This window comes from Pseudomonas sp. LBUM1641 (genome assembly GCF_059716235.1).
Genome location: NZ_CP166815.1, coordinates 322,417 through 335,111, shown reverse-complemented (window position 1 = coordinate 335,111; position 12,695 = coordinate 322,417). Strand labels below are relative to the sequence as shown.

Annotated in this window: 11 protein-coding genes; 7 read left to right on the top strand and 4 right to left on the bottom strand. The window is 62.2% G+C overall.

What is annotated here, in order from left to right; genetic code table 11:
• Positions 1-3: 3 nt before the first annotated feature.
• Complete coding sequence (gene aguB, locus ACA046_RS01470) at positions 4-882, bottom strand: N-carbamoylputrescine amidase (RefSeq protein WP_497675770.1); 879 nt, start codon at positions 880-882, stop codon at positions 4-6.
• A gap of 125 nt (positions 883-1,007) precedes the next feature.
• Positions 1,008-3,917 (bottom strand): aminotransferase, encoded by a 2,910-nt coding sequence (locus ACA046_RS01465; protein WP_497675769.1) that lies wholly within the window; start codon positions 3,915-3,917, stop codon positions 1,008-1,010.
• Between the two features lie 180 nt (positions 3,918-4,097).
• Between ACA046_RS01465 and rfbB the strand changes: the two genes are divergently transcribed.
• The 7 genes from rfbB to ACA046_RS01430 are packed head-to-tail and all read left to right on the top strand — an operon-like array spanning position 4,098 to position 11,182.
• Positions 4,098-5,180, top strand: coding sequence for a dTDP-glucose 4,6-dehydratase (gene rfbB, locus ACA046_RS01460; protein WP_318303928.1), 1,083 nt, complete (start codon positions 4,098-4,100; stop codon positions 5,178-5,180).
• Entirely contained in the window at positions 5,177-6,052 is an 876-nt protein-coding gene (gene rfbA / locus ACA046_RS01455; RefSeq protein ID WP_076018162.1) for a glucose-1-phosphate thymidylyltransferase RfbA, read from the top strand. Before rfbB ends, rfbA begins: the two co-directional genes overlap by 4 nt.
• On the top strand, positions 6,049-6,594 hold the full coding sequence (gene rfbC, locus ACA046_RS01450; protein ID WP_497675768.1) for a dTDP-4-dehydrorhamnose 3,5-epimerase: 546 nt from the start codon (positions 6,049-6,051) through the stop codon (positions 6,592-6,594). Before rfbA ends, rfbC begins: the two co-directional genes overlap by 4 nt.
• Positions 6,591-7,472 (top strand): dTDP-4-dehydrorhamnose reductase, encoded by an 882-nt coding sequence (gene rfbD / locus ACA046_RS01445; RefSeq protein ID WP_497675767.1) that lies wholly within the window; start codon positions 6,591-6,593, stop codon positions 7,470-7,472. Before rfbC ends, rfbD begins: the two co-directional genes overlap by 4 nt.
• Before the next feature lie 36 nt (positions 7,473-7,508).
• On the top strand, positions 7,509-9,317 hold the full coding sequence (locus ACA046_RS01440) for a sensor histidine kinase (RefSeq protein ID WP_497675766.1): 1,809 nt from the start codon (positions 7,509-7,511) through the stop codon (positions 9,315-9,317).
• Positions 9,314-10,699, top strand: coding sequence for a sigma-54-dependent transcriptional regulator (locus tag ACA046_RS01435; protein ID WP_497675765.1), 1,386 nt, complete (start codon positions 9,314-9,316; stop codon positions 10,697-10,699). Before ACA046_RS01440 ends, ACA046_RS01435 begins: the two co-directional genes overlap by 4 nt.
• A 27-nt stretch (positions 10,700-10,726) precedes the next feature.
• On the top strand, positions 10,727-11,182 hold the full coding sequence (locus tag ACA046_RS01430; RefSeq protein ID WP_459025368.1) for a YiiD C-terminal domain-containing protein: 456 nt from the start codon (positions 10,727-10,729) through the stop codon (positions 11,180-11,182).
• 112 nt (positions 11,183-11,294) lie between these two features.
• On the opposite strand, the gene cysQ is transcribed toward ACA046_RS01430, so the two are convergent.
• Both cysQ and nudE read right to left on the bottom strand, forming a co-directional pair.
• On the bottom strand, positions 11,295-12,131 hold the full coding sequence (cysQ, locus tag ACA046_RS01425) for a 3'(2'),5'-bisphosphate nucleotidase CysQ (RefSeq protein ID WP_497675764.1): 837 nt from the start codon (positions 12,129-12,131) through the stop codon (positions 11,295-11,297).
• Positions 12,128-12,694 carry an ADP compounds hydrolase NudE gene (gene nudE, locus ACA046_RS01420; RefSeq protein WP_459025365.1) on the bottom strand — a complete coding sequence of 189 codons (567 nt, stop codon included), beginning with the start codon at positions 12,692-12,694 and terminating at the stop codon, positions 12,128-12,130. The genes cysQ and nudE overlap by 4 nt, the downstream gene beginning before the upstream one ends.
• Position 12,695 lies beyond the last annotated feature (1 nt).

Genomic DNA, 12,695 nt, shown 5'->3' with positions numbered 1-12,695 from the left:
GATTCAGGACTCCAGGGAACCGTCGAGGGTTTTAAGCGCACCATACAGGTTCGGACGGCGGTCGCGGAACGAACCCCAGGCGCTGCGGATGTGTTCGAGTTCATCAAGATCGAAGCGGTGCACCAGGATGCCCTCTTCGGTTTCGTTGAGTGCTTCTACTTTCTCGCCGAACTGATTGGCGATGAATGACGAGCCGTAGAAGGTGATGTCGTAGCCGTCCTGCTCTTCATTGCCGATGCGGTTGCTGGCAACCAGCGGCATCAGGTTGGCACCGGCATGCCCTTGTTGCACGCGCTGCCAGTGGTCGCGGGACGAAATTGTCTTGTCGTGAGGCTCGCTGCCGATGGCGGTCGGGTAGAACAGGATTTCCGCGCCTTGCAGCGCCATGCTGCGGGCGGCCTCCGGGAACCACTGGTCCCAGCAGATGCCCACGCCGATCTTCGCATAGCGGGTGTTCCACACCTTGAAACCGGTGTCGCCGGGGTTGAAGTAATACTTTTCATGGTAGCCCGGGCCGTCCGGGATGTGGCTTTTCCGATAAATCCCGAGGTTGGAGCCATCGGCGTCGATGATCGCGATGCTGTTGAAACGCGCGCGGCCTGCCAGCTCATAGAAGCTGATGGGCAGCACCACCTGCAGTTCCCGGGCGACTTTCTGGAAGTGCTTGATCGCAACGTTATCTTCAACCGTAGTCGCCAATTGCAGGTAGTCGGGGTTCGGCTTCTGGCAGAAGTACGGGGCCTCGAACAGCTCCTGGATCAAAATGATCTGCGCGCCCTTGGCAGCCGCCTCGCGCACAAGCCGCTCAGCGTTCACGAGATTGGCTTCAAGGTCCCAGGAACAGGCCATCTGGGTCGCGGCAACGGTAACGATACGGCTCATGGATCATCTCCTCGGCGGCGGGCAAGTGGACGCCTTTATAGCGGATAAATATCGGCTTTTGAAGCTAATAAATATCCACCCATCGAAAAATGATCAAATCTTACCGATAACAATCGAGTTTAATGTTACAGCCCTTCCTCCAAGACCTTCGCCAGCATGTCGACGAAGAAATCCACACTGTGCCGGGAGGTGACCATTGGCGGCTTGATCTTGAGGATGTTCAGATAGTCGCCAGTGGGCTGCATGAAGATCCCGAGTTCCCGCAGCCGGTCGCACAGCAGTGCGGTCTGTTCGGTGGCCGGCTCCAGGGTTTGTCGGTCGCGGACCAGTTCCAGCCCGAGGTAAAACCCGGAACCATGCACGGCGCCCACCAATGGATACTGTTGGACCAACGCCTCCAGACGCGCCTTGAAGTGCCCGCCTACCACCTGGGCGTTTTCCCAGAGCTTTTCTTCCTCCATCACGTCCAGCACCGCCATGCCGATCCGGCAACTCACCGGGCTTCCTCCGGAGGATGAGAAGAAGTAACCCTCGGCCTCCAGCGCCTCGGCGATTTCCCGGCGGGTGATTACCGCGCCCAATGGCTGGCCGTTGCCCATGCCCTTGGCCATGGTGATGATGTCCGGCACCACGCCCTGCTCTTCAAAACCCCAGAAGAAATGGCCCATACGGCCGTAACCCACCTGCACTTCATCGGCGATGCACACGCCGCCCTGTTCCCGGACAAGGGCGTACACCTGCTGCAAATAGCCGGGCGGCAGGGAAATCCCGCCGGCATTGCCATACACCGGTTCACAAATGAAGCCCGCCAGCTGGCGGTTCTGCGCAGCGATTTTCGCCAGGTTGCGTTCCACGCTACGCACATAGTCCGGGGCACTGTCCTGCCCGCGAAATTCGCCGCGATAGGTATTCGGCGCCGTCACCGGGTGCACCCAATCAGGGCGGCTGCTCAAGGCCTGGGGGTTGTCGGCAATCGAGGTCGACACCGCATCGGCCGCCACCGACCAGCCGTGGTAAGCCTCCAGCACACTGAGCATGTCGCGCCCGCCGCTGTAGGCCCAGGCCAGGCGAATCGCCAGGTCGTTGGCCTCAGTGCCGCTGTTGACCAGGAACACCCGGTCCATGGAATCCGGCGCCAGCGCCAGCAAGCGCTCGGAGAATTCGGCAATCGCTGCATAGTGGAAGCGCGAGTTGGTGTTGAGCAGCGACCATTGCCGTGCCGCCACTTGGGCCATGCGCGGATGGCCGTGGCCGAGCACCGCGACGTTGTTGAGCATGTCGAGGTAGGAGCGGCCCTGCATGTCAATCAGGTGATTGCGCCAGCCGCGCTCGATGCGCGGCGGGTCGACGTAGTAGTGCTTTTGCGAGCGGGCGAAGCTGGCGTCGCGCCGGGCCAGCAGGGCTTCGGGGTCCAACTCCGGCTCGGCATCGCACGCCAGCCCCAGCAAAGTGGCCGGGGACGGGCACAACACCTGCCAGGCCGCGGCCCGGGAAGGCGTGCAGAACAGCGGCGGCTCAAGCTCGGCGCGGCACAGTTGCACCGTCAGCGGCGCAACCACTTCGCCGAGTACCTGGCCTTTTACCACTGCGGCGCCGTGCTGCAACAGGGCGCTCACGCCCCACAAGCGAACGCTCAACTGCGCGCTGTGCAGGCACAGCAGGCCGTCGGCGGCGTAGCGCAAGGTGCCGGCGAACGGCGCTTCCACCGTAGCGCCCAATGGCATATGCAGTTCTACGTGAAGCGGGAAAGTCTCCGGTTCCACGGCGCTGTCGAGCTGGGTTCGGGACAGCCGGTATTGACCATAACGGCTGGATGCTAGCCCATGCACCAAGGCCGCCTCCTCTAAAAGCCGCCGATCAATGCCTTCCTGCTCCCAGTTCCCCGCCTCGAAATGCGGGCTGAGTACGCCCAGGTCGATCAGCGCAAATTCACGCCCGACCAACCCCGGTAACAATGGCGCAAAGCCCTCGCCGGCAATGGGTGGCAACTCGGCACCGACACAGCCAAGAATCGCCGCCTCCATCAGCTCAAAAGGCACCGAGGTAGCCACATGAAAAATTTCCCACTCATGCTCGGCGTTTTTCAACAGGTACGCGTTATCTGGGTCCAGGCTTTGCTGCTGTTCACTGCTCAGCACCAACACGGCGGCCCGCGCGACGATCAGGGGCCACAACGCCTGCAACTCTTGGTGCTGCAACGGGGTAATCGCGTGGCATGCCTGAATCGCCGGCAGAATCGCGAACGGATCGCCCTCGGCGTGGTGCAGCAGCGCGGCACAGGTCACCGACAGGTCGGCAATACGCCAGGTGCGTACCAGGTCGCCGAAGTCGATCACACCCTGGACCTGCCAATGCCGCTGGGCATCGCGCTGCCAGACCACGTTGTCATCGGTGAGATCCATGTGCACGGCTTGCCACGGCAGGTGATCGGCCAAAGGCCGCACGCGGCGCTCGACCTGCTCCACCACGTCCTCAAGCTCGGCACGATGCGGGAGGTTTTCGAGGGTCGGCAGCAAATGGGTGATCAGCTCTAAGGCGTGGCGCGGGTCCCATTGCAGGGTGCGTTCCAGGCCCGGATGCTCGAAACCGGCCAGCGCCAGGCTCATCCGCCCGCAGAGTTCGCCGAAGCCTGCGATCACTTCACGGCCTAAATGAGGCAAGTGAGTCAGCGGTTGGCCGTCGATGTAATCCAGCAGCCGCAGGTGCACGGTTTGACCGGCGACCGTCTCGGTCAGCAGTTCTTCACCATTAAGAGCCGAAATCACCCTCGGCACCCGTACGTCCGAATGTTCCTGCAGATGCTTGAGGGCGGCGTGCTGGGCCTGCAACTCGACGGCGGCGTAGTCGCCCCGGCAGATTTTCAGCACAAAACGGCCACGGTCGCTGTCGATGCGGTAGTTAAGGTCTTGCTGGCTGCCGAGGGACTGCATCGCCCCGCCGAGGCCGTAATGCTGCTCAAGTAGCTGCGCCGCAGGCTCCGGCCCGACTTGCGGGCATGGCAGGCTGGCGCGATGAATCAACGTGGCGAGCAACATGTGACGACCCCTGGTGTCTTTATCAGGCGCTTATATCGCCATTGTTGAAGGGAGTTACGCAACCCCCGCGAATGCAGTGTTTCGGCACGCAAATTGCCATCGCCCCTTGCACCGTCTCGCGCCACAACTCAAGCTATGCTCCATTCGCTTAATGTCCGTCTAAGGAAAAGGGCTTCCGACATGCGCATTCTCATCACCGGCGGCGCCGGATTCATCGGTTCCGCTCTGATCCGGCACCTGATTCAACACACCGAGCACGAAGTGCTCAACCTGGACAAACTGACCTATGCAGGCAACCTCGAGTCGCTGACCAGCGTCGCGAACAACAGCCGCTATGAGTTCGTACAGGCCGATATCATCGACCAGGCCACCGTCAGCGCCGTGCTCGCGCGCTTTGAGCCAGACGCGATCATGCACCTGGCGGCCGAGTCCCATGTGGACCGTTCCATTGACGGCCCGTCGGATTTTATCCAGACGAATATCGTCGGCACCTACAGCCTGCTGGAGGCCGCTCGCGCCTATTGGCAGAAGCTGGAAGAGCCGGCCAAAAGCGCCTTCCGCTTCCACCACATTTCTACTGATGAAGTGTATGGCGATCTGCACGGCGTCGATGACCTGTTCACCGAAACCACGCCCTATGCGCCAAGTTCGCCTTACTCGGCCAGCAAGGCCGCGTCCGATCACCTGGTCCGCGCCTGGCAGCGCACGTATGGCCTGCCGGTATTGCTGACCAACTGCTCGAACAACTACGGGCCGTTCCACTTCCCCGAGAAGCTGATCCCGCTGGTGATCCTCAACGCCCTGGCCGGTAAACCGTTGCCGGTGTATGGCGACGGCCTGCAAGTGCGCGACTGGTTGTTCGTCGAAGACCACGCCCGCGCGCTGTTCAAGGTGGTGACTGAAGGTGTGGTAGGCGAGACCTACAACATCGGCGGCCATAACGAGCAGAAGAATATCGATGTGGTGCGCAGCATCTGCGGCCTGTTGGAAGAGCTGGCGCCTCAGCGTCCAGCCGGCGTTGAAAAATTTACCGACCTGATCACCTTCGTCAAGGATCGTCCGGGCCACGACCAGCGCTACGCGATCGATGCCAGCAAGATCGAACGCGAACTGGGCTGGGTGCCCGAAGAAACCTTCGAAACCGGCCTGCGCAAAACCGTGCAATGGTACCTCGATAACCTGGAATGGTGCCGCAGGGTCCAGGACGGCAGTTATCAGGGCGAACGATTGGGCAACACTGACGTTAAGGATTTGATCGCATGATGAAGGGAATCGTACTGGCCGGTGGCTCCGGCACTCGTTTGCACCCCATTACCCTGGGCGTCTCGAAACAGCTGTTGCCTGTGTATGACAAGCCGATGATCTACTACCCGATCTCGGTGTTGATGCTGGCCGGGATCAAGGACATCCTGCTGATTTCCACCCCGGTGGACTTGCCGCAATACCGCAATCTGTTGGGCGACGGCAGCCAGTTTGGCGTGCGCTTCACCTATGCAGAGCAGCCGTCCCCGGACGGTCTGGCACAGGCGTTTTTGATTGGCGAAGAGTTTATCGGTGATGATCCTGTGTGCCTGATCCTGGGCGATAACATCTTCCACGGCCAACACTTCGGCGACCAACTGCGCACCGCCGCTGAGCGCCCGTCCGGTGCGACCGTGTTCGGTTACTGGGTCAAGGATCCAGAGCGTTTCGGCGTGATAGATTTCGACAGCGAGGGGCGCGCGCTGTCCATCGAGGAAAAACCAGCGAAGCCAAAGTCGAGCTACGCGGTAACCGGCCTGTATTTCTACGATAACGACGTGATCAAGATCGCCAAGGCGGTCAAGCCATCACCGCGCGGCGAACTGGAGATCACCGACGTCAACAACGCCTACCTCCAGCGCGGCGATCTGCACGTGGAACGCTTCGGCCGTGGCTTTGCCTGGCTCGACACCGGCACCCACGATAGCCTGCTGGAAGCCTCCACGTACGTTCAGACCATCGAGCACCGCCAGGGTTTGAAAGTGGCATGCCTGGAAGAAATCGCTTACGAGAACGGTTGGATCAACCGTGATCACTTGCTGGAACGGGCCAAATATTTTGGCAAAACCGGCTATGGTCAATACTTGTTCACTCTCGCTGGGGAAACTAAATGAATGTGACCGCCACTGAACTGCCCGGTGTTTTGATCATCGAGCCGAAGGTTTTTGGCGATGAGCGCGGCTTTTTTTATGAGAGTTTCAACGCCCGGGCTTTCGCCCAGGCGACTGGTTTGCAACAAGAGTTCGTGCAGGACAACCACTCGCGTTCGCAAAAAGGTGTGCTGCGCGGCCTGCACTATCAGGTCGAGCACGCTCAGGGCAAACTGGTGCGTGTAACCGCTGGTGAAGTGCTGGACGTGGCGGTGGATATCCGTCGCAGCTCACCGAACTTCGGCAAATGGGCAAGCGCACGCTTGTCTGCCGAGAATAATCGCCAACTGTGGATTCCACCGGGATTTGCCCATGGTTTTGTGGTGCTCAGCGACTACGCCGAGTTCCTCTACAAAACCACGGATTACTACACGCCCTCGGCAGAACGGTGCATTCGCTGGGACGACCAGGACCTCAACATCGACTGGCAACTGACCGGCGCGCCCACCTTGTCCACCAAGGACCAGAACGGCATGAGCCTCAAAGAAGCCGACCTGTTCCCATGAGCAGCACGTTGAAAATCCTCATCAGCGGCCAACACGGCCAGGTCTCCCGGGAGCTGCAACAGCGCCTCCAGGGCCTGGGCGAGTTGATCGTGCTGGGCCGCGACCAGTTGGACCTGACGCACCCCGAGCAGATCCGCCAGCAAGTACGCGCCCATCGCCCCGGCCTGATCATCAATGCCGCCGCCCATACGGCGGTGGATCAAGCCGAGAGCGAGCCGGACGTGGCCTTCGCCATCAACGCCACCGCGCCCGGCGTTCTCGCTGAGGAAGCCAAGGCACTGGGCATCCCGCTCATCCACTACTCCACCGACTATGTATTCGACGGCAGCAAGGCCGCGCCCTACAACGAGGGCGACGTTACCAACCCGCTGGGCGTCTACGGCGCAAGCAAGCTGGCCGGTGAACAGGCGATCGCCGCAGTCGGCGGTGAACACCTGATTCTGCGCACCAGTTGGGTCTACTCGACCCATGGCAAAAACTTCCTGCTGACCATGCAACGCTTGCTGCAGGAAAAACCGCAGATGCGCATCGTTGCCGACCAGATCGGTGCACCCACCTGGGCCGGGACCATCGCCAACAGCACCCGTGCCTTGATCGAACGCTGGCAAGCAGGCCAGGCCGGAGACTGGGGTGTCTATCACCTGACCGCCCAAGGCGAGACCTCGTGGTTCGGTTTTGCCCAGGCCATCGGCGAGCAACTACGGGCCAGCGGCCGTGCCTGCACCGAGCTGGAACCGATTCCGTCCAGCGCCTATCCGACCCCGGCAAAGCGCCCGCTGAACTCGCGCCTGGATTGCAGCCGCCTGCAACAGCAGTGGCACGTCTCGCAACCGCAGTGGCACGACGCATTTCGCGAGTGTCTTGCCGAGCAGCACTAGGCATAATGCGCCTGTACCCACAGGCGCATGACTCCCATGACTCCACCCCTTCCGCGAAGACCCCGCTGGCGCAGCCTGGCGTTGCTGGCGCTGTGCCTGGCACCGTTGTTGTGGCCGCTGGAGCACTTGGCCGAGCGCTATTACCGCAGCGAACTGGCCGGTCAAAACCGTCAGACGCTGGACCTGTACGTCGCCAACCTGCTGGGCACCCTGCACCGCTACGAAGTGTTGCCACAAATTCTCGGCGACCTGCCGGCCCTGCGTACCGCCATCGACGCACCTCAGGTCAGCACCAACCTGGTCAACGCCAACCACCTGCTCAAGGACGTCGCCGCCCAGGCCGGGGTGGAAGTGATGTACCTGATGGACACCACCGGCAAGACCCTCGCCGCGTCCAACTGGGACAAGCAGGACAGCTTCGTCGGGCGTAATTTTTCCTTCCGCCCGTATTTCAGCGAAGCCATGGCCGGGCGCCTGGGGCGCTTTTTCGGCCTGGGCACCACCTCGGCCAAGCGCGGCTACTTCTTCGCCGCTGCCGTGCGCGATGGCGACAGAATCATCGGCGTGCTGGTGGTGAAGGTCGACCTGGACCACACCGAAAGCCTGTGGGGCAACACGCCGGAACAACTGCTGGTGACCGACCATAACGGCGTGGTGATCCTCACCTCGCGCCCGCAATGGCGATTCCGTGCCACCCGGCCGCTGACTGACGAAGAACGCAAGGCCATCATTGCCATCCAGCCCTACCCGACCCGCGACCCGCAGCCGCTGAACCTCAGTTCCACAGCCTGGGTGCGCCAGTCCACCGACATTGCCGAGACCGGCTGGAAGGTCGAGATTCTCGCCCCGCGCACCTTGATCAACCGCCCGGTGCGTACCGTGGTTGCCGTGGGTGGCGCAACCTTGCTGGTGCTGATGCTGCTGCTCGGCCTGATGATGCAGCGCCGTCGTCACTACCTGGAACGCATCGCCTTCGAAGCCAAGGCTCGCCGCGAGCTGGAGATGCGCGTGATCGAGCGAACCAGCGACCTGGAAGGCCTCAACCGACGCCTGAAGCAGGAAGTGCTGGAGCGCGAGCACGCACAGCAGGAATTGGTGCGGGCTCAGGATGACCTGGTGCAGGCGGGCAAGCTTTCCGCGCTGGGCACCATGTCGGCAAGCATCAGCCACGAGCTCAACCAACCGCTGGCGGCGATTCGCAGCTACGCGGAAAACGCCGAGATCCTGCTGGACCACCAACGCACCGACGACGCCCGTGGCAACCTCAAGCTGATCAGCGAATTGACCGGGCGCATGGCCTCGATCATCGCCCACTTGCGCGCCTTCGCCCGGCGCGACCGGCATGCGCCGGAAAGCGTGGCCCTGCAACCGGCCCTGGATGATGCGCTGGCGCTGCTGGCCAAGCGGCGCCGGGCGATGGAAGTGGAACTGATCCGCGACCTGCCCGAGGCCACCTTGTGGGTCGCCGCCGGCGAAACCCGCCTGCGCCAGGTACTGGGCAACCTGCTGGCCAACGCCCTCGACGCCCTGACCGAAAAAGGCCCGCCGCGCAAACTCTGGTTGAGTGCCCAAACTACCGAACAGGGCGTCAACCTGTACATTCGCGACAACGGCCCGGGCTTCTGTATGGAAGCCCTGGGCCGCGCCAGCGAGCCCTTCTACACCACCAAGACCCGCACCCAGGGCCTGGGGTTGGGCCTGGCGATCTGCGACACCCTGATGCGCGCCTTTGGCGGTGAACTGTTGTTCGCCAACCACAAGGAAGGTGGCGCGCTGTTAACCTTGAAACTGCGCGCCGGAGCACCGGGTGTCAGTCTGCAACCGTCCGAGGACCGCAGTGTATGAGTATCGATAACCAGATTCAGGTGGTGTTGATCGACGATGATCCGCACCTGCGTCAGGCCCTGTGCCAGACCCTGGACCTGGCCGGGCTGAAAGTCCTGACCCTCGGCGAAGCCCAGGGCCTGACCGCGCGCCTGTCCCGGGATTGGCCGGGGGTTGTGGTGAGCGACATCCGCATGCCTGGCATGGACGGCCTGGAACTGTTGAGGGAGCTCCACGCCCAAGACCCGGAAATGCCGGTGCTGCTGATCACCGGCCACGGCGACGTGCCACTGGCGGTGCAAGCCATGCGCACCGGCGCCTACGACTTCCTGGAAAAACCCTTCGCCAGCGACGCCCTGCTCGACAGCGTGCGCCGTGCCCTGGCCTTGCGCCGCCTGGTGCTGGACAACCGCAGCCTGCGCCTGGCCCTGAGTGACCGCCAACAGTTGAGCACGCGCCTGGTGGGGCACTCACCGCAAATGCTGCGCTTGCGCGAGCAGATTGGCGCACTGGCGGCGACCAAGGCTGACGTGCTAATCCTCGGCGAGACCGGCGCCGGCAAGGAAGTGGTGGCGCGTGCGCTGCACGACCTGTCGAACCGCCGCACCGGCCCGTTTGTGGCAATCAACGCCGGTGCCTTGGCCGAGTCAGTGGTGGAGAGCGAGCTTTTCGGACATGAGCCAGGCGCCTTCACTGGCGCCCAGAAACGGCGCATCGGCAAGTTCGAATTTGCCAACGGCGGCACGCTGTTTCTCGACGAGATCGAAAGCATGAGCCTGGATGTGCAGGTCAAGCTGCTGCGGCTGTTGCAGGAGCGTGTGGTGGAGCGGCTGGGGGGCAATCAGCTGATCCCGCTGGATATCCGCATCATCGCCGCCACCAAGGAAGACCTGCGCCAGTCCGCCGACCAGGGCCGCTTCCGCGCCGACTTGTATTACCGCCTGAACGTCGCGCCCCTGCGCATTCCGCCGCTGCGCGAACGGGGTGAGGATGCGCTGATGCTGTTCCAGCACTTTGCCGACGAAGCCAGCACCCGCCACGGGCTACCGATGAAGGAGCTGCAACCGGGGCAACGCGCATTGCTGTTGCGTCACAGCTGGCCGGGCAATGTGCGCGAGCTGCAAAACGCCGCCGAGCGTTTCGCCCTGGGCCTTGAACTGGCGCTGGACAGCACCCCGGACAGCCCTTCTGCCGGCGTACTGACCAGCACACCCGGCGGCTTGAGTGAACAGGTCGAGCAGTTTGAAAAAAGCCTGATCGCCGCGGAGCTGGCACGCACCCACAACTCTATGCGCAGCCTCGCCGAGGCCCTGGGCGTGCCGCGTAAAACCCTGCACGACAAACTGCGCAAGCACGGGCTGAATTTCGCAGACAGCGGCAACAGCCACGCTGACGACGAATGACCCTTTTCCACCTGCCACGAGGCCACCATGAGTCGCGATAGCCGTTACCTGGAATCGATCCTTCACCACGACATTCCCTTGACCCGGGAAATGGGCCTCAAGGTTATCGACTGGCAGGACCGGCGACTGCAACTGCACTTGCCGCTCGACGCCAACATCAACCACAAGAGCACCATGTTTGGTGGCAGCCTTTATTGCGGCGCCGTGCTTGCGGGTTGGGGTTGGCTGCATTTGCAGTTGCGTGAGGAAGGGATCGAAGACGGGCATATCGTGATTCAGGAAGGGCAGATCAGTTATCCGCTGCCGGTGACCACGGATGCCACGGCGATTTGCCAGGCACCTGATGAGAAGGTGTGGAAGCGGTTTTTGGCGACCTATAAGCGTTATGGCCGGGCGCGCTTGGCGCTGGAGACGTGGATCGTCAATGAGGGCAGTGAAGAGCGGGCCGTAGCCTTTACCGGCCAGTACGTCCTGCACACATAACAAATGTGGGAGCGGGCGTGCTCGCGAATGCAATCTGTCAGTTGATACATCTGGCACTGAAAGACCGCTTTCGCGAGCAAGCCCGCTCCCACATTTTTGATCGATGTTGTGTTTAAGACCGGGCCAGGGTCAGCAACCGCTCACGCCATTCAGCCTTGGCCGGCAATGCCAAAAAGAACGGATTCAATAGCGACTCCCGCGCAGGATAGCTGAACGGCTGCCCATTCAATTCCAGCACCTCACCACCCGCCCCTTCCAGTACGCCCTGTGCCGCGGCGGTGTCCCACTGCGAGGTCGGCGCCAGACGCGGGTAGCAATCGGCGCTGCCTTCGGCCAACAGGCAAAACTTCAATGAACTGCCAATATTTGCCAGTTTCAACTCACCCAACCCGGCGCTCAAGCCTGCGAGCAAGCGGTCCTGTTCAGGGCTCGTGTGGCGACGACTGGCAACCACGGTAAACGCTTCACCCATCGCCGGTGTCTGGCGCACCTGGATTTGCTTGGGCGCAGCACTCACATCGGAACGCCAGGCACCCAGCCCGGCACCACCGAAGTAGCACCGACCACTGGTAGGCATCGACACCACACCAAACACCACGCGGCCCTTTTCGATCAGCGCGATGTTGACGGTGAACTCCTCGCTGCCGGAGATGAATTCCTTGGTGCCATCCAGCGGGTCCACCAGCCACCAGCGCTGCCAACCGGCGCGTACGCTCTGGTCGATATCCGCGTCTTCCTCCGAGAGCACCGGAATGCTCGGGTCCAGCGCAGTCAGCCCGGCGAGGATCAGATGGTGAGCGGCCAGGTCGGCGGCCGTCACCGGCGAATCATCGGTCTTGGTGGTGACGGCAACATCGGCGCGCCAATACGGCAGGATGACCTCGCCGGCCTGGCGGGCCAATTCAATCACGGGGGCAATAAACGGGTGACCCAGGAACAGTTCGCTCATGGCTGGAACGCTCCACGTTGAGTCAACAGGTCGCGCACCAGATACAGCGCCGCCAAGGCGCGGCCCTCGCTGAACTGCTCGTTCTGCGCCAACTGCGAGAGCTCCCGCAGGTTGACCCGGTCGACGCGCATCGGCTCCGGCTCGTCGCCTTCCAGGCGTTCTTCATACAGGTCGGTGGCCAGCACCACCTGGATTTTCTGGCTCATGTAGCCGGGGGACAGCGAAAGCTCGGTGATGTGCTCCAGCTGGTGGGCACCGAAACCGGCTTCTTCCTTGAGCTCGCGGTCTGCTGCTGCCAACACATCCTCGCCCGGCTCAATCAGGCCCTTGGGCAACGACAGTTCATACTCATCGGTGCCGCCGCAATATTCCTCGATCAACAGCGCGTGGTCCGAGTCGATCATCGCCACGATCATGACCGCGCCATAACCGGCCCCCCTGCCCACCAGGCGTTCGTAGGTCCGCTCCACGCCATTGGAAAAGCGCAATTGCACTTCCTCCACGCGGAACAAACGGCTACTGGCGACTATTTCGCGGGCGAGGACGGTGGGTTTCTGGCGCATA